Genomic DNA, 20,190 nt, shown 5'->3' on the forward strand with positions numbered 1-20,190 from the left:
GGTCACGACACACGGTGTTTACCAATATCAGTCGCGCGAATTAACAATTCATTGGCAAACTGCAAGGGATTATCCACCGTAGAAGGAGAAGCATGGGCGCGAACACCGCCGAGAACACCAACCTTCGTCTGAAGGCCGTACTGGACATCCTCGCTGAGGGCGTATGGTCTGGAGCCACGCTGAACGCAGGGGAAGTCCTGGCAGAGGCCATCGGACGCGTTCCTTTCAACGATCATGAGGCTGAACTTCTCAGTGGGGGCATTCCCCGCGGCCACAAAACCCTGACGTCGGCTTCGGCCAAGCTGGTCAAGGCCGGCTGGCTGGTCAAGGGACGTTCGGGCTGGACCATCCCGGAAGACGGCTTGCGGGCGACAGTCGCCTTCCCTGACGTTTCGGCTTTTGCAGAGGCCCTCGACGCCGGAACACCGGTACCAGCCGATGTTCCCGTGCCTACGGCCCCTCCCGCCAAGGCCAAGACGAAGCGTGCGGCAACGTCGAAGAAGGCTGCAGCTCCGAAGGCTGCCGCTAGCAAGGCTGCCACCACGAAGGCTGCCGCTACCAAGGCTGCGCCGGCCGCGAAGAAGGCTTCCACTCGTAAGGCTCCTTCGAAGGCAGCGGCGGCTCCCGCCGTCGAGACCCTGCCGCAGCCGGACGCCGTGGCGATCGCCGGTGACTTCAACAAAATCCTGGGCGCTCCCGAAGACTGGGCTCCCCAGTACGACGAAGTCCAGATGGAGTTCAACCCGCTGGTTCAGGTATGGACCCTGACCGCCGACCTGCCGGCCGGTTTCTATACCTACAAGATCGCGCTGAACCGTTCGTGGGACGAGAACTATGGTGCGTTCGGCGTCCGTGACGGCGCCAACCACGAGCTAAACCACGACGGCGGCCCTGTCACGTTCACGTACAGCCACGCAACGCACGACATCGTGACGGCCTAGTTCCAGGCTCCTCCAAGTCCCAACTCCAAATTTGCTCCAAGTTGGAGTTGGGACTTGGAGAAACGGGTCGTCCTGACGCGGGATGATTCGCGGGGTTACATTAGGTCCATGGCTGAGTCCCCAGAAACGCACCCTGGTCCTGCCAACGATGCTGTGAGGCTCACGGCTCGCGTGAGCGGCGTGGTTCAAGGCGTCGGATTCCGGTACTGGACCGCGCGAAAAGCGGACGAACTCCTCCTCACCGGTACGGTCCGCAACCGTTACGACGGCTCTGTGGAACTCGTGGCCGAGGGATCCACGGCGCATGTTGGCCGCTTCCTGGACTGGCTTAACTCACCACGCGCTCCAGGCAGGGTGGAGAACGTGGAATCAGGCGTTTCCCCGGCGACGGGGGAGTTCGACGAGTTCCGGATAGTGGGCTAAACCCTTTGGTCAGGCCCCGGGAGACGACGTTGTGAGTCCAGACTCCACTCCTGCCAGCAGCAGTTCCTGGTCGTAGGCGACCAGACTGTCGACTTGGAGCCTGATGGCTGTAGCAAGGTGGATTGCATCAGCGCTCCGAAGTCGTCTGGGCGAGGCCGCGGCATACATGAGGTCCGAGCGCGTCACGTCGACCAGATTAATACCTGCGAGGACGCTATTAACCACTTCGAACGGCAGGTCCCTACGACGGGCGGCGCAATGGAGTTCCGTATATAAGAGCATTGAGGCAACAAGCTGCCCTCCGGCAGCAGTTATGTCCGAAAGGTGAGCGGCTGCCATAGCTGACTCACGCTCTTCCACTACGAGTTTTAGTACGGCTGAAGTGTCAACATAAACGATCACCGATCCCCCCGCAGATCCGCCAAAATCCCGGCAGTATCCATCTCACTGGCACCACGCGGAAGAATCTTGAAGTCGACGGGACTCGTGGTGGCTGGCCGCACGCTGCCAGCTTGCAGCAAGCGTTCAAACGGCGAAGCCGACGGCGGAATCAGCGTTGCGGCAACTTCACCATTATTGGTGACATCGATGATTTCGCCGTTCTTTACCCGCTCCAGGATCTTGCTGCTCTGATTGCGTAGTTCACGGTGCGGAATTGTTGTCATGGTTGACCTCCGTAGCAATCGTAGCACCTCCCCGCAGGAAGCCGCTGGACTGCACAGCTCAGGCGGTCTGCGCAGTATGTCCTGTCGCCTCGATGTAGTGCGCCAACGTCTTCAACGCAGGCTGTGACGAGGCATCCCGCACAGCGTCCGCACCTACGGCGTTGGCCACTGCCAGGGCATGGCTGTGCTCAAGTCCGGAGCGAAGGGCCAGGACCAGCGCGGCGCAGAAAGCATCGCCGGCTCCGATCGTGTTCGCGATATCCGTGACCCGAACTGCAGGAGCTTCGGCTACCCGTTCGCCGTGCTCGAAGATCGCCGAGCCCTCGCCGCCATACGTCACCGCAACAAGGGGTGCCGTGCGAAGGGCGGGGATCAGGGCGTACTCGGTTTCATTGACGATCACCAGGTCGCAGCGTTCCAGGAGTTCCGGGAGGATGGGCGCGGCGGGTGCCGCGTTGAGGGCAAAGTAGCCATTGGTTCGCCGGGCGGCTTCAAGCACCACGCTCTGGTCCACTTCAAGTTGGCACAGCACGGCTTCCTCGTCGGCGAAGGAGACTCCATGCACGGACACTTCCCCATTCGCGCCGGGGCACACAACGATCTGGTTCTCGCCATCGCCGTCCACCAGGACCAGTGCCGTGCCCGTCGCAGCATCCACCTGCGCGATGTCCTGGACGTCGACGCCGGCACTCGCCATTGCTTCGAGGAGGCTGCGGCCTGCTTCGTCCCGGCCTACTGCCCCCACCATGCGGGAGACGCCGGCGAGCCGGGCCGCAGCCACGGCCTGGTTGGCGCCCTTGCCGCCGGGCTGCTGGCGGAGGACGGCCCCGCCGACGGTTTCGCCCGGCGTCGGGAGGCGGTCTGCGGTAGCGGTGATGTCGAGGTTGATGCTGCCCACGACGGTGAGTGCGGTGCTCGCGGGAGTCAAAATGGGCGCAGAAGACTGAGGGGAGGAGCTCATGGATGGACCTTTTCGGGAGGATTCAGGAGGACTGGATGACGGAGAGGTGGCCGGCCTTGGCGGCCACGAGGCATTTGGCCAGGTAGAACGGAGACCCGTTGCGGCGGACGTACTCAGTGAGGACCAGGACCGGCTCGGACGGGCGAAGGTCCAGCAACTTGGCGCGGCTGGGACCGGCGGTGCTCAGGCTGATTTCGCATTCGCCAGGTCCAAGTGACGCCCCCGGAAGCCCGCTGAGGACCTCCAAAAGGGTGGAAGCCGAAAGGGTGGGAGCTTCCGCCGCTTCTGAGAGTGCCTCGGCCTCGGGGATTCCCTGGGCGACGTTTTCCTGCAGGTGTGCCACGGGCTCGCCATTGCGGATCAGCACGCTTTCCCAAAACCAGCAGTCTTCGCCGGGCTGAACGCCGATTCCGGGCGCCACGAATTCCGAGGCAGGCTGTTTGATCGCCGCAACGCGCTTGACCTGGATGTCCTGTTCAGAGCCGCCAAGGAGTTGATCGAACGGGCGGATGTGTTCGATGCCGATCCGTGGCAGCGAATCAGCCACGAATCGTCCGACTCCACGCCGTGCCCTGGTGAGTCCGTCTTCCTCCAGCAGCATCAGCGCTTCCCGGATCACGGTGCGGCTGACGTCCATCATGACGCCCAGCTCGGTCTCGGTGGGGAGCAGCGAGCCGGGAGGGAGGAGCTTGGTCCTGATTGCCTCGGCTATGCGTGAGTATGCCGCAACGCGCAAAGGCTGGCCGGGTTGCGGCGCAATGGGTCGGGACAGGAACTGGACGGCATTGTCGGTCAAGGGTGCCTCACTTGGTTTGGTTACGGACACTGTACCGGAAAAATGTGATAGGTTGCACAAGCTCGTAATACATGCTTGTATAACAACTCACATCTCGTGGCGCCGCCAGCGCCCTCGGACAAAGGAGTTTGATGTGAATATCCCCAACACCGCGGTAGAGGCGCAGCCTTCCGAAACCGCAGTAGCGACGTCGGAGACCCGCCCCGGCGGTCGTGCTGCAGCCCTGCTGATCACCACGCTGGTTCTCGCCGTATTGTCGTTCCAGCTCAATGCCAGCATGATCACCCCGGCACTCCCGCACATCGGTTCCTTCTTTGGTGAAACGCCCGAGGCGGTGGCGCAGGTACAGTCCATGTTCTTCCTTGCGGGCGCCATCTCCGGACCCGTGATTGGACGCTGGAGCGATTTCATCGGCCGCCGCACCGCACTGCTCTTGGTCCTGGCCATCATGGGCGCTGGAACTGTGCTGTGCATCTTCGCCCCGAACCTGCCGCTGTTGGTCACAGGTCGCTTCATGCAGGGTGTCTCGAGTGCCATCTTCGCGCTCTCCTACATCGTGCTCAATGAATACCTGCCTGCCCGACTCTTCGGCACGTCCATCGGCATCATCGCTGCCATCAACGGCGGTGTGGGCGGTGTTGATGGCTACTTCGGTGGACTGATGGCTGAAACGCTTGGCTTCCAGTCGATCTTCGTTGCCGTGCTCGCCCTGGCCGCGATCGCCGTCGTATGCGTCATCAAAGTAGTCCCGGGCGGGAAGTCCGCTGTGGCTCCGGGGCGGATGGACTGGTGGGGTGCAGGTTCCCTGTCTGTGTTCCTCGTGTTCATCACGTACTTCGTCTCTACAGGTTCTTCGGCCGGTTGGACCTCCCCTGCCGCGCTTGGCCTGCTCGCTGGTAGCATCGCGTCCTTCACCGCATTCTGGCTCATCGAGAAGAAGCGCTCCACGCCTCTGGTCGCAGTCCACCACCTCCGTTCGCGCCAGGTATGGCCGGTCATCGCCACCACTGTGCTGACGCTCGCTGGCATCTTCGCGATCATCAACTTCACCGTGGTCCTTCTCAGCCAGGACAAGGACAACGGCTTCGGTTTGTCGGCCTCGGTGGCAGCATTGCTGTTCCTGACTCCGGCAGCCCTGATCGGCGTGTTCGCGGCCCCGCTCGCCGGCTGGATTGCCGACCGCCGCGGCTGGATCAAGACGGTCCGCGTCGGTACAGCCACCAGCCTGGCCTGCGCCATCGCGGCAGCCCTTTTCGCCGACAACCAAGTAGCCGTCCTCATCGCCATTGCAGCCTTGGGCATCTTCTACAACGGCTTCTTCCTCACTGCGATCAACGGACTATCCGTCCTGCTCTCGCCCAAGGAGGCACCGGCAGCACTGCCGGGAATCAACGGCGCCTCCTTCGGCATCGGGGCGAGCCTCGGCGTCGTGGTTGTTGCCCCGTTCGCTGGTCAGGGCACCGCAGCCGGGTACTCGGCGGCGCTCTGGATCTCGGTATCCATCACCGTCCTCGCCTTCCTTGTCAGCCTGTTCATCACGGCACCCAAGGGCGAAAAGATCTAACGCCCGACGGCGGCACGCGGCACCGCGCGTTCGCCCCGTTCCTCTTCACACGCCCCTCTTCACAACAGCCCGCATCATCCTGAAACGAGAGACCATGATCCAGACCACCGCAGCTCCCTTCTACCTCGACTGCGATACGGGAATCGACGACGCCCTCGCCCTCGCCTACCTGCTCGCAACCCCGCGGGCGGAACTCGTTGGCATCGGCACTGTGAGCGGCAATATCAGCGCCGCCGGTGGTGCCCGGAACACCCTGGACCTGCTGAAACTGGCCGGGCATCCGGACATCCCCGTGGCGATCGGTGCGCATGATCCGCAGGTCGGCAGCTTCCACGGCGGTGCACCGCATGTCCATGGCGATAACGGCATCGGCGGGGTGGAGCTTGCTCCGTCGGATCGTGAGCCCGTTGAGGCGACGGCTGCTGAACTGCTGGTGCAGCTGGCACACAAGCATGCCGGGGAGCTGCGTATCGTGGCGATCGGTCCGCTGACCAACATCGCCGAAGCACTCCGGCTGGAGCCGAAGCTGCCGGAGCTCATCGCTGAAATTACCATCATGGGCGGCGCGGCCTTGGCCCCGGGAAACATCACTCCCGTTGCTGAAGCCAACATCGCCAACGACCCCGAGGCCGCGGCGGAAGTATTTACCGCAGAGTGGAACGTGACCCTTGTTCCGCTGGACGTCACCATGACCAACGTCCTGGAGGAAACCCACCGCCAGGAGCTGCTGGCATCCGAGCACCCCGTTTCGAAGGCACTGGGCGAAATGCTTGGCTACTACTTCGGCTTCTATGTGGACATCTTCGGGCGGGCTTGCTCAGCGATGCACGATCCCCTGGCCGCTGCCATTGCCGTCAGGGGAGTGGAGTTGACGGTGGCGCCGACCGTTCGCGTGGAGGTCGACACAACAAACGGTCCCAGCCGCGGACAGACCGTGTGCGACCTCCGTGGACAGTACCTCGGGTTCCCCGACCAGCGTGGTGCGCGTTGCCGCGTGGTGCTGGAAATTGGCGAAGACTTCGCCCCGCACCTGCTGGGCACCATGCAGGCAGCCTGGCTCTCCGAAGAGGAGCTCACCGCTCCCGTCGCCTAACTGGCGGGAGGCAACAAGTAGCAACGACGACGGCGGGAAGGTCCCGCCGTCGTCGGGGTTTAAGCCGTTCCCATGGTTTAAACGTGCCTAGGCGTACATGAGCGAGCCGGGCGTTGTCAGTGTTTCGCCTGTTTCGAGCCACGTCTTGAGCCCGGAGAGGATCATGGGCCAGCCGCCGTAAAGCTGCTCGTTGGCGCCTTCGCGGAGTTGATCGTGCGTAACGGTGAGGTGGCAGGAATCGCCCACGGGTTCGATTTCCCAGGTGATCCGCGACGTTCCTTCCGCTTTGACGTCCTCGCCCCACAACGCTTGCATCGTCTGGACCAGCCGCCGCGGGGGATCGACCTCGATGTTCTCGCCTTCGCCCAGGGGCTCCTCCGCTTTGACGTTCCGCATTTCGAACCGGCCGCCGGGAGTCCAGTCCGCCGTGAACGTGTTCCCGAACTGGTACTTGCTGCGGATTTCGCTGTTGGTGATGGCTTCCCAGAGCCGTTCCGGAGTGGTCTTGATGTAAATCTCGAAGATCTTCTCCATGGGACTTTCCAATCTGGATTTGAGGTCGCTGAGTGCAGCGGCCCATGGTTCTGCGTATTTGCTCACCCAGCGGTCGTGGATGAGCCTGATGGGGACGGGGTTCAGGAAATGCAGCTTTTCACGTCCTCGGCGGCGCGTGACCACCAGTCCGGCATCCTCCAACAGTTTGAGGTGCTTGGCGATGCCGAAGCGGGTCATCTCGAACCGGGCTCCGAGTGCGGAGGCGGATTGCCCGTCCTCCCGGAAGAGTTCGTCGAGCAGTTCCCGCCGGGTGGGGTCTGCCAGCGCCTTGAACACGGCGTCCATGGGTTCAGAATAGGTGACCATTTAGTCACGTGTCAACGGTTTTGGACTTGCCGTCTAGTTTCCGCGGACAGGGTCCTGGACCGTGCTTGGATAGTCGCATGCCTGCTACTCCGAGCGTTGCCGTCTGCGGCCCGGCGTCGTGGAACCAGCTCATCCTCCTGGACCACCTTCCCGAGCCCGTCCCGCACATGCAGTTCGCGCGACGCGCCTGGGAGACGGTCGGCGGAACATCGGCGGGGAAAGCGGTGCACCTTGCGGACCTGGGCATCGGCGTACGGTTGTGCTCCCCACTTGGAGCGGACGACGACGGCGGGCGGGTCCTCCGCGCACTCACCAACGCCGGGGTCACTGTAGAAAAGATTGCCTCCGAGCGGACTGAGCGCCACGTCAACCTCATGACCGACGACGGCAGCCGGGTATCGCTCTACGTCTCGGTGCCTTCCACCCCCGCCGAGGAGGATCTCGCGACAGCGGCCGCCGCGGTGGCTGCAGCTAATCTTGCCGTTATTGACCTCAGTGAATTTGGGGTGCTGCTGCTGGAGCGCGAAGAGGTTCACCAGACGCCTTTATGGGTGGACCTTCATGATTACGACGGAACCTCGACGTTCCATGAGCCGTTCCTGAGTGCGGCCGGTGTGGTGTTCATGAATGACGACAGGACAGATGATCCCTGGGCGCTGATGCATTCCTGCCTTGCGCGCGGGCCCCGGTTGGCAGTGTGTACTCTCGGTGCGGAAGGTGCTGTCGCCTTGGAAGCTGACGGTACTCAACATGAGATTCCAGCCGTTCCCGCGAACGTGGTGGATACCAACGGCGCCGGCGATGCGTTCATGGCCGGCTTCCTTGCTGCGACCCTGCGGGGCGCACCGGTTTTTGATGCCCTCGAGGCGGGGGCGGTTCAAGCCCGCGTCGCGATTGAGAGTGAGCATCTGCATCCGGTGCTGGGGCGTTGAGCACTGGGTAGGGCTGGTTTCAAGTCCGATAGTTTCTGAATTTCATCGGAAACAAAACTAGGTATCGGTTTCTACGTGCGCGCCATCACGGCCTCGTAGAGGTTTGAAAGTCCGAGTTTCCTCAATTCTTGGCTGCAACAACAGCTAATAATTACGCTCCAGTTTCAGTTAGTGGACTGTTGTTGTTGCGTAAAGATATTGAATGCTGCCTATTCGATTGTCATGAACTTGAGCTCAACAAAGTTCAGGAGCACACGACCTCTACTTCTTTGAGGCTCTCTTATGTTCTGAGGGGTGTGTGGTGGTGGTTGCGTCGTGGTGTTTGGTGGGGGTCGATGTGTGGGGGTGGGGTGAACCAAGGCACGCCGGTGGTGGTGATGGTCCATTGTTCTTTGTGGATGAGGTGGTGGTGGTGGCTGCAGAGCAAGGTGGCGTTCTCGGTGGAGGTGGGGCCGCCGTGTGACCAGTAGGTGATGTGGTGGGCTTCGCACCAGGGGGCGGGCATGGTGCAGTCGGGGAACGCGCAGCCTTGGTCCCGGGCGGTGATGGCTCTGCGGATGTGGGGCGGGAAGATCCGAGTGGTGCGGCCGATGTCCAGGACGCGGGAGTCGGTTCCGAGCAGGACGGGGAGGATGTCGGCGTCGCAGGCGATTTTGCGGATGGTGTTGGGGTGGATCGGGCCGGCGAAGGTGGCGGAGCCGGAGCTGAGCCGGGGGTGTTGCGGGCCGGGTTGATTCGTGGGGGTGCCGGTTGGGTGGGGCGGGGTGTTGGTTGCACGGGTTGGGGTGTTGGTTGCGCGGTTGGGGGTGTTGGCTGTGTTCCTGAGTTCCTGGAGGAGGTCGTGGTGGTTGATGGTGACCATGACCTGGGGGCGGAGTCCGCCGTTGGCGGGCAGTTTCCCGGTGGTCAGGGCCACACCGCAGGCAACGACGAGGCCGTCGAGGAGTTTCTGTGCCCGGGAACGGCGGTCAAGGTCCGGGCTGGCTGGTTCGTTCCCGCTGGCTTTGTTCCCGCCGTCACTGCCCTGGGCGGATCCTGATGCTTCGCCGTCATCCTTCCCACCGCCGCTCCAGTGAACGCTCTCGTCGCCTTCGATGGTGGCTGCCTTGGTTCCGGCGGCCTCGCTGTGCCCGGCTGCGTTGGTTCCGGTGGTGTCGCTGTTTCCGGTGGTGAGTCGGGGGTTGGTGGCGGTGTTCATGGCGGTGGTGAGTGTTTCGTATTGTTCGGTGGTGGCGAAGATTTCCAGGTGGTGCAGTCCGTGGCGGGGTTTGCGGATGAAGGTGCCTTGGAGTTGGCGGAGGATTTCTTCGCTGGGTTCCGGGCCGTCCTGGTCGATCAGGTCGTTCCAGCGTTTGGCCATTTTCAGGACGAAGTCGGGGTCGGACCCGGCGGCGGTGCGGGTGAGGGCGTGTTCCATTCCGGTGAGGGTTTCTTCGTCGGTGAGGAGCCGTACTTTGTCCAGGGCGGCGGTGATGATGCTCGCAGACCGGGTGGGTATTTGTGTGGATTCGAGCGCCTCAGCCAGGATTTCGCGGCGGGGCGGGATGTGTTGCCCGGCGATTCCGGTCCGGGGGAGTGCCTGGGCTGCGAGGGCGAGCCGGCGCCGGGCTTCGCTGATGCCGATCCTCAGGCGGACGCGCAGGAATTCCGCGGCGTTGCGGTAGCCATCATCGGCCACCGCAGCAGCACCGGACCCAGCAGCAGTATTGAACCCGGTAGTAGCGGACCCAGTAGCAGTATCGGACCCTGAAACGGTGGCGGTGGCGGGGTTTGGTCCTGCTGCCGGGGCCGGGACCGCAGGGTCTGTGGGTACGGGGTTGGTCCAGCCTGTCTGCCATCCAGTGCCGGCCGCGGAGGAGGGCCGTGCCTGCTGGGCTTGGGTGCGGGTCCGTTCCACGGCGTGCGCCGCGATGACCTGCAGGTATTCCACGGTGCGGGCGATCTCCTCCACCCGCCCGGCGAACCCCGCGGCTTCGGCAAACCCGAACCCCGGGGCACCGGCCACGGAGACGGAACGCAGACTTTCCAAGGCCCCAACGCTGTCCGCCAGCGCATCCCCAAGTCCGAGCGCATCCCCAAGTCCCAGCGCACCCTGATGTCTTAGCGGACTCCCAAGTCCCAAGGAACCGCCCAGTCCTGGGGAAACCGGGCTGACTTCAGGATCGACCCTAATTTCAGGGTCGACCTCAGAGGTGGTGGTGAAGGATTTCGGTTCAATGCCGCGAAGCAGCGCCATGGCCCTGAGCTTCTCCGAATCGGTGACTGCCGCCGTCGGGCTTTCACAACAGTCCTGCCCGTGGGCAGGACCGGAGTGGCTTCCGAGGGGAACGCGTCGGGGGCGCAATGCGGCGCCAGTCAGAGCTACCCGACGCGCCAGAATGTCCCCAATGCTTCCCATGAATAAACCCTCTCACCAGGCTCAGACATTATTAGCTCCCTTCCATGCGGAACCAGGAAACGCGGGAAATAGCGGCTGTTTGCTAGTGACTTGCTCCCGCAGAATGTCCGCGTGGCCGCAGTGCTGTGCGAGCTCGCGGAGCATGTGCAGATACACCCAGCGGAGGGGGAGTGGACCGCGCCGGTTGCCACGCACCAAGTCGTCGAGCGCCAAGGCCGCAGCCCGCCGTCGTGATTCTTCGCAGGCCTCCTGATACGCACGCTGAACGCTTGCGATCGTGTCGGTGTCCTGGAGAATGAACGACTCGTCAGGTGTGGCGGGGATGCCTATTTCGGTGCGCGAGCGGCACGTGATGGCCTCGTCAAACCAGACCTTCTCCACGAAGGTCGCGTGCTTCACCAAGCCCAGAAGAGTCGTGCGCGACGGCACCAGCCGTCGTCGTGCTTGTTCTTCCGTGAGTCCATCGAGGCTTTCGTTGAGGGCCCTACGGTGCTCATCAAGGAACGCATCGAATTGGACCCGGGCGTCGTGGTTGATGACGTCGTCAGCGAAGGTCGGCGGGAAGGCGCTCATCCGAAAACCACCGTGCCGTCGTCGTCGATTCTCCAGCCCGGGTTGTGCGCGATCTCCCAGATAATGCCGTTCGGATCCTTGACGTGGCCGTGGAAAATGCCCCCGAAAGCGCTGGACTGGGCAGGCTTCAGCACGGTTGCGCCGGCAGATACAAGTTGCTCGATGGTGCTGGAAACTTCGGCTGCGGAGTCGACATTGTGCGAGAGCGTTACGCCGCTGACACCGTCGTGTTGGGCGCTGCCGGCCAGGTCCTGGTCGAACTTTTCCGCATCGAATAACCCGAGCACCAACCCCGACCCAACCTGGAAGTAGATAATCTCTCCGGGCACGTCCATGAGCGGATCCCAACCGAGCCCATCCTTGTAGAACGAACGGGCACGGTCGAGATCCGCTGTGGCAAACGTGATGAAGTGCAGTCGCTGGTCCATACGGCCATGCTAGCGACAGGGTACGACGGCGGGACTTAGCTCAGGTGCTGACGGGCGCCGTTGAGGTGGGAAGCCGGCGCCGCGAAGAGCGCAGAGACGTGGTCGCCAAGCTCGTTGACGTGGGTGTAGCCCGGAAACTTGCGGTGCGGAGCGGCTGCCTTCATGGCATCGTCAAGCAGCGCCTTGACCACGAAGACCACTGCGGCCGACGTCTGTTCCCTGGGTTCAGTCTTGTGGCCGGACTGGGCTGCGTCGAAGCCGTCTGCGACACCGAGAACCCATGCTTCGGAGGCGGCCTTAATTGCGGCATAGCTGGCGCCAGACGCTGTGGGCTTTGCCGCAGCGACAGCCGAAACAATGGCCAGGCGTCCACGCGGCGATGCTTCCAGATCGGAGTAGAACGCGCGCGAGGTGTTGCGGAGGGTCGTCATGATGCTGGTGTGCAGGACGTCCCAGTCCTCGTCCTTCTGGCCAACGATTCCTTCGCCGCCACGCCATCCGCCCACAAGGTGGATAAGGCCATCCACTGATCCGAACTCGGTCCTGACGGAACCTGCCAGGGCCTCTACCGATTCGGGGTCCGAAAGGTTGCAGGTGTACGGCACCACGCCGTCGTGGAAGGCAGCGAGTGCTTCAAGACGGGCAGCGTCGAGATCCACGGCGGCCACACGGGCTCCAGCAGCAACCAGCGAGCCGACCACGGCTTGACCCGCGGCACTGGTGGATCCCGCAACGACGACGTTGAGGGGCTGAGTGGATGGGGTGCCGGATGCCACGTCGTTGTGGTCATTCGTGATTGGCAATGTGTGTCCTTCCAAAGGAAAAAGTGGTCAGAAGGAGCCTACCGAGTGATGAAGCTGACTTATCAATAAACGGCCTGAGCATAAGAATCTCTCATGCTCGCGCAGCTGTGACTCTGTCTGAGAGCACGGACGAGGTTGGCTCGGAAGTGGGAGGATGAATCTGTGGAACCCCTCTTCGACTTCCTTGGCAGTTACTGGTGGCTCATTTTCCCTATCGGCGGGATGGCCGGCGGGTGGGCAAGGTCATGGTCCAAAGCCAGCGAAGAGCGCCATCGCCGTAAGGTGGAGTTGTACAAGCTGAAGAACCAGCTTGCGGTGCACGAGCAAGCCAACCAGGCCGAGGTTGTCTCGTTGATGGCAACTCACGATGCCGTGAACCATAAATGGCTGGACTACGAGCTGGACGTTGGGAAGCTCATCGACTATCCGCTGATGACTGACGTCCGCGAACCTCTGACTGTCGCATTTCTCCGCGCCAAAAAGGAGGCGGACGGACTAGGTCCGGCCGCAGCACAGGACATAACGACGCCGGCCCGGCTGGCTGAGTATCGGGCCGCCGTCCACAGCTTCGAACTCGCTTTCGATGTGGCCGAACGCGAAGCCAGGCGCATCAAGGACAGCAACTTCACTGGCCCGGAACGTCAAAGACTGGCAACGGCGCGGAAGCTGCTGCGTATTGCAGAAGACTCCGCAGCTACCCCGGCAGAACGTCAAACGGCGTACAAGCGTGCGCGCAAGGAACTCGATGGCCTGATCGTCCTTCCGGAGGCGACCGTTGCTGCCCTCGAAGGCAGAATCGCTGGAATGCTCGGTGCGCGGCAAGACCCTGACACGGACGCACGGATCGCTTGACGCGGACAGCCCGCGGCTTCCCGATCTTCTTTGAATCCCGGGCTGACCACGGTTCGTCAGCCCGTGGTGCAGATGGCTGAGACGGCTATGCGGGCGCTGCTTCGGCATCTTGAAGGCGACGAGGAGTTGCCGCAGCGGATCGAGCTCGGAACGGAGCTTGTGGTGCGGGGTTCCACCGCGGCCCCACGTCCGGGCAAGTAGCCCTAACGTCTGTTTTCGGTTTCAAAGCCCTGCCTCTGGACAGCGGCCTGGGGCACGACTATGTCCCAGATATTGAACAACAGACCGCTCATCAGTAAATGTTCATTATCATCAACATTTCTTGAAAGGGCTGATATGGTGAATATATGCAACATTCCGAGGAGACACCCTTCTTTCGAGCTATTGATGCCAAGTCCTTTGGAGCGGCTATCCGTGGTGCCCGCCAAGAACGCGGATTGACCCAAGGTGAGCTGGCCACGGCCATCAAGGCCAGTCGGCACACGATTGTGCGACTGGAGCAGGGCGAGAATGTCTCCTTGGAGACGGCCATGGCCGCCGTGCGAACGCTAATGCGGGACGTTGCTTTAATTCCACGCTTCGCCAGACTGGACGTGAAGAGGTGAACGCAGGGAAGCGCCTGGCGGTTTGGCTCCATGGGCGACACATCGCCTGGCTGACGGGCACATCGATGCGGCCCAAACTGGAGTATCTTCCTGAGGTTGTGGCCGAGTACGGCGCGGGGGCGGCATTGCTCTCCCTGTCCCTTCCACTCCGGCGGGAAGCGATCGTGGGGCCTGAGGTCTACAACTTCTTCGACGGACTGCTGCCCGAAGGTCAGGTCCGGGCGCATCTTGCGTCCTTGGCAAAGTCTTCCACCACTGACATTAAGGCGCTCTTGGCGAAGGTGGGTGCCGACTGCGCTGGAGCGGTCCAAGTACTTCCGGAAGGGGTGGATCCCTCGGGTGTTGGCGAGCTGCTCGAAATGTCGGACGCGGAAGTCGTAGCCGCCGTTGAGTCCCTTCCCACCTGGGACCTACCGGACGACTTTGCCATCTCAACATCGCTGGGAGGTGTTCAGTCCAAGGTTCTGTTGACTCGGCAAGGTGACAAGTGGTGTTGGCCAGCCAATGGAGCGGCCTCAACCCACATCATAAAACCGGACCCCCTGGATTCCCCCATTCCACATCTCCTTGCCGCAGAGCACTGGGCGCTGGAGCTGGCCAGTACTGCTGGATTGGCATCAGCAAAAACATGGATCCAGCATTTCGGAAGTCGGGATGCATTGATTGTTGAGCGGTATGACCGCACGGCCGAAAGCGTCCGAATTCACCAGGAGGACTTTACCCAGTTGTTAGGCCTCTCCTCGGCGGCGAAGTATGACCAATCGACCACTGCGCCTTCGCGCTTGACCAAGGTTGTCGAAGTGGCGGCATTTCACTCAAGAAGTCCTGAGGTTTTCATGACTGATTTGCTGAAAGTGGTTACCTTCAACGTCCTCATTGGCAACGGCGACGCGCACTCAAAGAACTATTCCATCCTCATTGGCGAATCAGGTGAAGTTACTCTAGCGCCCGTGTACGACGCGGCGCCCACCTTGTTGCTGTACGCGCGTAGCTCGAACGCGGGTCACTCCATCGCGGGGCAGGCGCGGCTCAACTACATCACGCTTGATCACCTGCGGCGGGAAGCTGCAGCCTGGGGTCTGGATATGGACGTTGCGCGTGGAGTTATCGAGGAAACCGTGAAGGCTCTCGCGCAGGCCGGGGTTCCTGCACCGCAGGCAATCCAACACTTGCCGGACCTTATAGCCAGACGTGCCGACGACCTTTTGGCGGGCAAGTCGGCCAGGCGGGAGTAGCAAGTCGGCCAGGCGGGAGTAGGTGCCCACACGGCGATTGGTCGTTGACGTCCCGGGCGTGGTGCTTTCGTCTTAGCCCCGGCCCATGCTCGTGGACGGGTCCTGTTCACCCTCGGAGGGGTCTGCCCGAAGTTCGTCCGGGGTTCCGTCGGGCAGACCTGCGGGTCCGGGGACGTCGCCGGATGCGGCGGGCACGTCGCGGTCGCCTTCCCGGTCCTGGTTCATGTCGCTGTCTGTTACTCCGGCAGTGCGGGCTGAGGGTTCCTCGTGGGCCTCGCCGTCGCCGGCCACAGCGAACGAGCGGCCCGACGTTCCCTGCGCCTGCTCTTCAGGCGTGTCCGAGTCCATCGCGTTGGATCCTTCGCTGATGGAGGAGTGGACATGGATGTCGTCGTCCTTCTCGTTTGGCTCCGGAACCTGCCCTTTGTCAACGGGATCGGACGTGCCGGCCAGGTCTTCCATCGCGTTTTCGGCGGCTTTACGGATGCTGTCTTCAACGCCCATCAGAGGTTCTCCTTTTCACGATTGGGTCCGGTGGCCGGACTCGAATAATAAAGTAAGCCTACTTACTTTCTGTTCGATGTGACACCCCGCCCGGATTGACAAAGTGGGCCCCGGTTTGATTCATGTATGTGCAGGTCAGCGCATGTCGTGCCGCACTTTGTACCGTTGAACGTTGGGCGATATGGTGTCTTCAGACCGTTTTGCAGAGGGCGGCAATATTCGCTCCTTTGCTGTCTGCTGGGGACGCTTTTCAGTCAGTAGGAACGTGCCACATGGTCAACCCCCGCCCCGAGCAGGAAGCTCTCCAGAACGGATATTTTCTGGATCTGGTCCTGGGCAGTGAAGACGTCGAGGCTTTTCTCGGCGATCTCGCTTCTTTCTCGGCAGAGAGCCTCTCTCACCGCAAGTCTCCTGTTTATTGCGGCATTACAGTCCTTCGTCGCAAGAAGTCGGCCACGGCCGCAAGCAGTGATGACCGTGCCCGCGTCATGGACGAACTCCAAAACACCTTCGAAGGCCCTTGTCTTACGGCCATGGACAAGCTGACCTCAGTTTTGGTCCCGGATCTTCTTCGCGAACACCGTTGGCCGGAGTATGTTCAGGCCGCCTCCCATCAGGGGCTTCGGTCCATCTTGAGCGTGCCGCTGCTGGTCGAGGGGGATACCCGCGCTGCCCTGAACCTCTATTCAGAGCGGACCAATGCATTCAGTGACGATGATGTGGAACGCGCCGAAGTATTCGCTTCGCACGCTTCGAAGTCTCTGCGGCTCGCCTTGAAGATCGCGCAACTCAGCGATGCGCGGAATGATCTTGCCGCTGCGATGCAGTCGCGCACGGTGATCGACCTCGCGGTGGGTGCGATCATGGCGCAGAACCACTGCAGCCAGGAAGAGGCCTTCACCATCCTCCGGACTGCCTCCAGCAATCGGAACATCAAGCTGCGGCATTTGGCCCAGTCGATCATCGCCGCCGTGTCCTCGGGGAAGATTACGACGCACTTCGAGGAGTGACCCCCCAGGAATGTCCGCCCCGCGAACGCGTTTCGTAACCCGAAGCAACTATGGAGCAGACTTGGGTGGGTGACGACGAATAGACCCCGGCCCGGCCTCGCCATTGCTGCGCTGAGCCTTGGGACGGCGCTGAACCCGCTGAACTCGTCGATGATCGCGGTCGCGCTGGTAGTGCTGCGGCAGGATTTCGCGCTCGACGTCGCCACCGTTACCTGGGTGATCACGTCGTTCTACCTCGCTTCCGCGGCCGGCCAGCCGCTCATGGGCAGGCTCGCTGACCGCTTCGGCCCCCGCCGCTTGTTCACTTTCGGCATGGCTTTGGTCGCCGTCACCTGCGCCATCGCGCCGTTCCTTCCCAACTTCGCTTTGGTGTGTGTGGCCCGCGCGCTGATGGCGGTGGGGACCGCGACGGCGTATCCCTCGGCCGTCGTGATGGTCACCGAACTGAGCAAGCTGGCTAACTTACCGTCCACCCGGCCGCTGGGCAGGATCCAGATGGCAAACACATCAGCTGCTGCCGTGGGTCCGGTGGTGGGCGGATTGTTGGTGAGTTTGGTCGGTTGGCAGGCGCTGTTCGCGATCAATGTGCCAATCGCGCTGCTTGCGCTGATTGTGGTGCACAAGGCTGCGCCGGCCGACTCCGGACGCGAAACGGGCAGGCTGTCGGCTCTGATCCGCGACTCCGACATCCCCGGCATCCTCGCATTCGTCACGTCGCTCATGCTCGCGATGATGGCGTTACTGAACGTGATGCCGGCCTACCGTTGGTGGCTCTCGGCCGCTGCGACTGTGATCGGCGCGCTTTTCGCCTGGCGCGAGCTGCGCTTCCGCCCGCCGTTCCTTGACCTCCGCCTGCTGGGCAGGAACCGGCCGCTGTTGCTGGTGTATTTGCTGTTCGTGGTTTTCAGCGGCGTCTACTACTTTGCCTTCTTCGGACTGCCGCAATTGCTTCAGGAAGCAGGTCATTACGACGCCGGTGTAGTAGGCCTGCTCATGCTGCCCCTTGCGGCGTTGTCGGTTGTGGTGACGCCACTGACGGTGCGGCTGATGGAGCGGTTCGGCGTGCGTTCCGTCCTGATCACAGGTGTGCTGATTCTGACTGTTGCTGCAGCCGGCCTTGGCGCGCTCACGTTGTCGCTGTGGGCGCCTTTGGTGTTCGTGCTGACCGCAATGATGGGCATTCCCTATGGGTTGGTGAGCACGGCCTCGAACCAAGGGCTCTACGTTTCTGCCCGCCCGGAAGAACGAGGAGTAGCTGCCGGAATCTTCCAGACCTGCCGCTACCTTGGCGCGATCACTGCAACCGTGCTGATCGGTGTGCTGTATGGCTCGGGCGTGAATCAAGCGAACTGGGGACTCATGGTCCTGGTGATGCTGGGCCTGAACGTGCTGGTGTTGGTGCTCGCCGTGATGTGGCGGAAGCCCACCGCGGACACGCGATAAAACAACTGACCCAAAGAATCGGGCCTTCCGCGACACGTTCCGGCATTCACTCGTACTCACCACTGCAATAGTTACGCCCCGGATTGCAGGAGAAGTAGATGCTTGGACTCGAAAATACCCCGGAAATACCCAGTGGCTCGCCAGCGCCCGAATTGTGGCTGATGCTGGTCACCGTTGCCATTCTTGTGACCCTGGTGGCTCTCGCCGCAGTGGTCGTTTCCCGTTTGGCCTTGCCACTCTCTGCCTTGTTGCAACGAGGCCGGCGTGCGAGGGGGCCGCGGCATCGCAGCTCCCGCAAGCGGGAGCTGCCCCGGGGGAGGCACTAGCCACATGCCTTGCTTAATACGTTAGTGGCCACTAACGTATTATTTGTGTTGGATGCCCTGGAGATAGCTGCCGAGCCCAATCGGCGTCGGCTGCTTCATCTCCTGGCAGGCAGCGAGAAGGCGGTCAGTGATTTGGCGGCTCATTTCGAGGTCAGCCGGTCCGCGGTTTCACAGCACCTGTTGTTGTTGGAGAAAGCGGGCCTGGTGATGGCCCGCAAGGAAGGGAGAAACCGGTACTACAGGCTCGATCCCCAGGGGATGGGCCGGCTCCGTGATCTTGTTTCCCAGTTCTGGACCAACGAACTGGACCTGCTGGCTTCCGATGCCGCCGCTCTTGCCCAACAGCGGGGCGATCAGCATCAACAACACCCAGACCACTAATAACTTCCAAAGGCGAGGACGCACATGAGTTTCGACAAAACCATCCACCTGCCGGTCACAGCCGACGAGGCCTTCGCCCTCATCACCCAGCCCGAGCGACTGCGGCGCTGGCAAACGGTCGCAGCCCGGGTGGACCTCAGGATCGGTGGGGATTTCCGCTGGACCGTTACCCCCGGCCACCATGCCGCCGGAACGTTCCAGGAAATCGAACCGGGCAAGCGAGTGGTCTTCACGTGGGGCTGGGAAGGCGGGGGCGATCTGCCTCCGGGTGCCTCCACCATCAGCATCACCTTGGAGCCGGATGCCGACGGAACGTCCCTCCGGTTGCTGCATGAAGGGCTCACCGAGGAGCAGGAGACATCCCATGCGATGGGCTGGAACCACTACCTGGATCGGCTGCTGTCTGAGGCTTCATCGAAGGACGGCGCCGGCCGCGACGACTGGGCATGGGCACCTGATCCCATCAACCAGCTGAGCTCAGCTGATGCGTCCTTGGCCATCCTTCTTGGCGTGCTTCGCAACGTCACTCCCGGGGACACAGCGAAAGCCACGCCCTGCGAGGAGTTCAACGTCAGCGAGTTGCTGGACCACTTGGCCGGATCGCTGAAGGGCATCGGCCGTGCGCTCGGTGCAGCACCCGTGGACCGCGCGGACGCGTCGCCCGAGGTGCGGATCGCTGAATTGGCCCAGCCTGCGCTGGAAGCCTTCAGCAAGCGCGGTCTTGAGGGAACCGTGGACATGAAGTTCGCCGAATTGCCGGCAACCACGGTCGCCGGGATCCTGAACCTCGAACTGCTCGTCCACGCCTGGGACTTCGCCAAGGCGACGGGACAGCAAGTGGAGGTGTCCGACGTCGTCAGCGATTACGTGACGGAACTTGCCCGGCAGACCATCTCCGAGCAGGTCCGCTCCGGCGGCAGCTTCGCGCCAGAGCAGCCGACGGCGGAGACAGCCAGCAGTCTGGAACGGCTCGTAGCCTTCACCGGCCGCACTGTCACCCTCTAAACCTCCTTAACCCCAAAACAAACAGCAGGAAAGAAGGATCATCATGTCCAAGTATGTTTTCATCTACCACGCACCGATGACCCCCGCAGAGGCCGCCCCGCCGTCACCGGATGACATGGCTGCCGTCATGGGGGAGTGGAACGCTTGGGGTGCCAAGGTGGGCGATCGCCTGGTGGACTTCGGCACGCCGCTGGCCAACGGAGTCCGCGTGGCCTCCGACGGCAGCACGTCGCCCAGCAAGCGTGAAGTGGCTGGCTACAGCATCCTCGAAGCCGACAACCTCGACGCCGCCGTTGAGCTCGCCAAAGTCCACCCGCACCTGAACATGCCCGGTGGCTGTGAGATCGAAGTCCACGAAGCGCAGGAAATCCCTGGAATGTAGCTCGCGTTC

The 20,190-nt window shown here is 62.3% G+C and carries 24 protein-coding genes; 14 read left to right on the forward strand and 10 right to left on the reverse strand.

The annotated features are described in order from the left end of the window. Positions 1–92 precede the first annotated feature (92 nt). Together LDN82_RS05630 and LDN82_RS05635 are read left to right on the forward strand one after the other, a co-directional pair. On the forward strand, positions 93–941 hold the full coding sequence (locus LDN82_RS05630) for a glycosidase (RefSeq protein ID WP_224166667.1): 849 nt from the start codon (positions 93–95) through the stop codon (positions 939–941). Positions 942–1,049: 108 nt separating this feature from the next. Beyond that, entirely contained in the window at positions 1,050–1,364 is a 315-nt protein-coding gene (locus tag LDN82_RS05635; protein WP_224166668.1) for an acylphosphatase, read from the forward strand. A gap of 9 nt (positions 1,365–1,373) precedes the next feature. Here the strand turns inward: LDN82_RS05635 and LDN82_RS05640 are convergent, their stop codons facing one another. The 4 genes from LDN82_RS05640 to LDN82_RS05655 are packed head-to-tail and all read right to left on the reverse strand — an operon-like array spanning position 1,374 to position 3,786. Beyond that, the gene (locus LDN82_RS05640) at positions 1,374–1,703 is read right to left on the reverse strand and encodes a PIN domain-containing protein (protein ID WP_263422284.1); all 330 of its coding nucleotides are present in this window, start codon (positions 1,701–1,703) and stop codon (positions 1,374–1,376) included. Positions 1,704–1,762: 59 nt separating this feature from the next. After that, a complete protein-coding gene (locus tag LDN82_RS05645) occupies positions 1,763–2,029 on the reverse strand; it encodes a type II toxin-antitoxin system prevent-host-death family antitoxin (RefSeq protein ID WP_224166670.1) in 267 nt (88 codons plus the stop codon). Between the two features lie 58 nt (positions 2,030–2,087). Continuing rightward, a complete protein-coding gene (locus tag LDN82_RS05650; protein WP_224166671.1) occupies positions 2,088–2,990 on the reverse strand; it encodes a ribokinase in 903 nt (300 codons plus the stop codon). Between the two features lie 22 nt (positions 2,991–3,012). Continuing rightward, positions 3,013–3,786, reverse strand: coding sequence for a GntR family transcriptional regulator (locus tag LDN82_RS05655; RefSeq protein ID WP_224166672.1), 774 nt, complete (start codon positions 3,784–3,786; stop codon positions 3,013–3,015). A 133-nt stretch (positions 3,787–3,919) separates the two neighbouring features. Here LDN82_RS05655 and LDN82_RS05660 point away from each other — a divergent pair, with 133 nt between their 5' ends. Then, positions 3,920–5,350 (forward strand): MFS transporter, encoded by a 1,431-nt coding sequence (locus tag LDN82_RS05660; protein WP_224166673.1) that lies wholly within the window; start codon positions 3,920–3,922, stop codon positions 5,348–5,350. Positions 5,351–5,444: 94 nt separating this feature from the next. Beyond that, positions 5,445–6,443: a nucleoside hydrolase gene (locus LDN82_RS05665; protein ID WP_224166674.1), complete on the forward strand. Its 999-nt coding sequence runs from the start codon at positions 5,445–5,447 to the stop codon at positions 6,441–6,443. 87 nt (positions 6,444–6,530) lie between these two features. Here LDN82_RS05665 and LDN82_RS05670 read toward each other — a convergent pair whose 3' ends face one another. After that, entirely contained in the window at positions 6,531–7,283 is a 753-nt protein-coding gene (locus LDN82_RS05670; RefSeq protein ID WP_224167469.1) for a metalloregulator ArsR/SmtB family transcription factor, read from the reverse strand. A 98-nt stretch (positions 7,284–7,381) separates the two neighbouring features. Here LDN82_RS05670 and LDN82_RS05675 point away from each other — a divergent pair, with 98 nt between their 5' ends. Continuing rightward, entirely contained in the window at positions 7,382–8,236 is an 855-nt protein-coding gene (locus LDN82_RS05675; RefSeq protein WP_224166675.1) for a PfkB family carbohydrate kinase, read from the forward strand. Positions 8,237–8,516: 280 nt separating this feature from the next. Here the strand turns inward: LDN82_RS05675 and LDN82_RS05680 are convergent, their stop codons facing one another. From LDN82_RS05680 to LDN82_RS05695, 4 genes are read right to left on the reverse strand one after another with little or no spacing between them, the layout of a single operon-like run. Continuing rightward, on the reverse strand, positions 8,517–10,634 hold the full coding sequence (locus LDN82_RS05680) for an HNH endonuclease signature motif containing protein (protein ID WP_224166676.1): 2,118 nt from the start codon (positions 10,632–10,634) through the stop codon (positions 8,517–8,519). A gap of 21 nt (positions 10,635–10,655) precedes the next feature. Continuing rightward, positions 10,656–11,207, reverse strand: coding sequence for a DinB family protein (locus LDN82_RS05685; protein ID WP_224166677.1), 552 nt, complete (start codon positions 11,205–11,207; stop codon positions 10,656–10,658). Further along, positions 11,204–11,635 carry a VOC family protein gene (locus tag LDN82_RS05690; protein ID WP_224166678.1) on the reverse strand — a complete coding sequence of 144 codons (432 nt, stop codon included), beginning with the start codon at positions 11,633–11,635 and terminating at the stop codon, positions 11,204–11,206. The genes LDN82_RS05685 and LDN82_RS05690 overlap by 4 nt, the downstream gene beginning before the upstream one ends. Before the next feature lie 35 nt (positions 11,636–11,670). Next, positions 11,671–12,432 carry an SDR family oxidoreductase gene (locus tag LDN82_RS05695; RefSeq protein ID WP_224167470.1) on the reverse strand — a complete coding sequence of 254 codons (762 nt, stop codon included), beginning with the start codon at positions 12,430–12,432 and terminating at the stop codon, positions 11,671–11,673. A gap of 168 nt (positions 12,433–12,600) precedes the next feature. Here LDN82_RS05695 and LDN82_RS05700 point away from each other — a divergent pair, with 168 nt between their 5' ends. The 4 genes from LDN82_RS05700 (at position 12,601) to LDN82_RS05715 (ending at position 15,130) form a co-directional block, all read left to right on the forward strand. After that, positions 12,601–13,290, forward strand: coding sequence for a hypothetical protein (locus LDN82_RS05700; RefSeq protein WP_224166679.1), 690 nt, complete (start codon positions 12,601–12,603; stop codon positions 13,288–13,290). 30 nt (positions 13,291–13,320) lie between these two features. Beyond that, positions 13,321–13,491 (forward strand): substrate-binding domain-containing protein, encoded by a 171-nt coding sequence (locus LDN82_RS05705; RefSeq protein WP_224166680.1) that lies wholly within the window; start codon positions 13,321–13,323, stop codon positions 13,489–13,491. A 146-nt stretch (positions 13,492–13,637) separates the two neighbouring features. Beyond that, complete coding sequence (locus tag LDN82_RS05710) at positions 13,638–13,895, forward strand: helix-turn-helix domain-containing protein (RefSeq protein WP_224091342.1); 258 nt, start codon at positions 13,638–13,640, stop codon at positions 13,893–13,895. Then, complete coding sequence (locus LDN82_RS05715) at positions 13,892–15,130, forward strand: HipA domain-containing protein (RefSeq protein ID WP_224166681.1); 1,239 nt, start codon at positions 13,892–13,894, stop codon at positions 15,128–15,130. The genes LDN82_RS05710 and LDN82_RS05715 overlap by 4 nt, the downstream gene beginning before the upstream one ends. A gap of 72 nt (positions 15,131–15,202) precedes the next feature. On the opposite strand, the gene LDN82_RS05720 is transcribed toward LDN82_RS05715, so the two are convergent. Then, positions 15,203–15,634 carry a hypothetical protein gene (locus tag LDN82_RS05720; protein ID WP_224166682.1) on the reverse strand — a complete coding sequence of 144 codons (432 nt, stop codon included), beginning with the start codon at positions 15,632–15,634 and terminating at the stop codon, positions 15,203–15,205. Between the two features lie 272 nt (positions 15,635–15,906). Here LDN82_RS05720 and LDN82_RS05725 point away from each other — a divergent pair, with 272 nt between their 5' ends. From LDN82_RS05725 to LDN82_RS05745, 5 genes are all read left to right on the forward strand, one after another. Further along, positions 15,907–16,644, forward strand: a complete 738-nt coding sequence (locus LDN82_RS05725) for a GAF and ANTAR domain-containing protein (protein ID WP_224166683.1) — start codon at positions 15,907–15,909, stop codon at positions 16,642–16,644. 69 nt (positions 16,645–16,713) lie between these two features. Then, positions 16,714–18,087 carry an MFS transporter gene (locus LDN82_RS05730; RefSeq protein ID WP_224166684.1) on the forward strand — a complete coding sequence of 458 codons (1,374 nt, stop codon included), beginning with the start codon at positions 16,714–16,716 and terminating at the stop codon, positions 18,085–18,087. A gap of 371 nt (positions 18,088–18,458) precedes the next feature. Continuing rightward, positions 18,459–18,794: a metalloregulator ArsR/SmtB family transcription factor gene (locus LDN82_RS05735; RefSeq protein WP_224166685.1), complete on the forward strand. Its 336-nt coding sequence runs from the start codon at positions 18,459–18,461 to the stop codon at positions 18,792–18,794. 24 nt (positions 18,795–18,818) lie between these two features. After that, the gene (locus tag LDN82_RS05740; RefSeq protein WP_224166686.1) at positions 18,819–19,799 is read left to right on the forward strand and encodes a TIGR03086 family metal-binding protein; all 981 of its coding nucleotides are present in this window, start codon (positions 18,819–18,821) and stop codon (positions 19,797–19,799) included. A gap of 43 nt (positions 19,800–19,842) precedes the next feature. Beyond that, positions 19,843–20,181 (forward strand): YciI family protein, encoded by a 339-nt coding sequence (locus LDN82_RS05745; protein ID WP_224166687.1) that lies wholly within the window; start codon positions 19,843–19,845, stop codon positions 20,179–20,181. The last annotated feature ends 9 nt before the right edge of the window (positions 20,182–20,190 follow it).

This window comes from Arthrobacter sp. StoSoilA2 (assembly GCF_019977195.1).
Classification (GTDB): Bacteria; Actinomycetota; Actinomycetes; order Actinomycetales; family Micrococcaceae; genus Arthrobacter.

Coding starts and splice junctions, on each gene's coding strand:
- LDN82_RS05665 (WP_224166674.1), top strand. CDS start 5,445: ATGATCCAGACCACCGCAGCTCCCTTCTACCTCGACTGCGATACGGGA.
- LDN82_RS05725 (WP_224166683.1), top strand. CDS start 15,907: ATGGTCAACCCCCGCCCCGAGCAGGAAGCTCTCCAGAACGGATATTTT.
- LDN82_RS05675 (WP_224166675.1), top strand. CDS start 7,382: ATGCCTGCTACTCCGAGCGTTGCCGTCTGCGGCCCGGCGTCGTGGAAC.
- LDN82_RS05720 (WP_224166682.1), bottom strand. CDS start 15,634: ATGGGCGTTGAAGACAGCATCCGTAAAGCCGCCGAAAACGCGATGGAA.
- LDN82_RS05635 (WP_224166668.1), top strand. CDS start 1,050: ATGGCTGAGTCCCCAGAAACGCACCCTGGTCCTGCCAACGATGCTGTG.
- LDN82_RS05680 (WP_224166676.1), bottom strand. CDS start 10,634: ATGGGAAGCATTGGGGACATTCTGGCGCGTCGGGTAGCTCTGACTGGC.
- LDN82_RS05745 (WP_224166687.1), top strand. CDS start 19,843: ATGTCCAAGTATGTTTTCATCTACCACGCACCGATGACCCCCGCAGAG.
- LDN82_RS05690 (WP_224166678.1), bottom strand. CDS start 11,635: ATGGACCAGCGACTGCACTTCATCACGTTTGCCACAGCGGATCTCGAC.
- LDN82_RS05740 (WP_224166686.1), top strand. CDS start 18,819: ATGAGTTTCGACAAAACCATCCACCTGCCGGTCACAGCCGACGAGGCC.
- LDN82_RS05685 (WP_224166677.1), bottom strand. CDS start 11,207: ATGAGCGCCTTCCCGCCGACCTTCGCTGACGACGTCATCAACCACGAC.
- LDN82_RS05645 (WP_224166670.1), bottom strand. CDS start 2,029: ATGACAACAATTCCGCACCGTGAACTACGCAATCAGAGCAGCAAGATC.
- LDN82_RS05630 (WP_224166667.1), top strand. CDS start 93: ATGGGCGCGAACACCGCCGAGAACACCAACCTTCGTCTGAAGGCCGTA.
- LDN82_RS05710 (WP_224091342.1), top strand. CDS start 13,638: ATGCAACATTCCGAGGAGACACCCTTCTTTCGAGCTATTGATGCCAAG.
- LDN82_RS05650 (WP_224166671.1), bottom strand. CDS start 2,990: ATGAGCTCCTCCCCTCAGTCTTCTGCGCCCATTTTGACTCCCGCGAGC.
- LDN82_RS05670 (WP_224167469.1), bottom strand. CDS start 7,283: ATGGACGCCGTGTTCAAGGCGCTGGCAGACCCCACCCGGCGGGAACTG.
- LDN82_RS05640 (WP_263422284.1), bottom strand. CDS start 1,703: ATGGCAGCCGCTCACCTTTCGGACATAACTGCTGCCGGAGGGCAGCTT.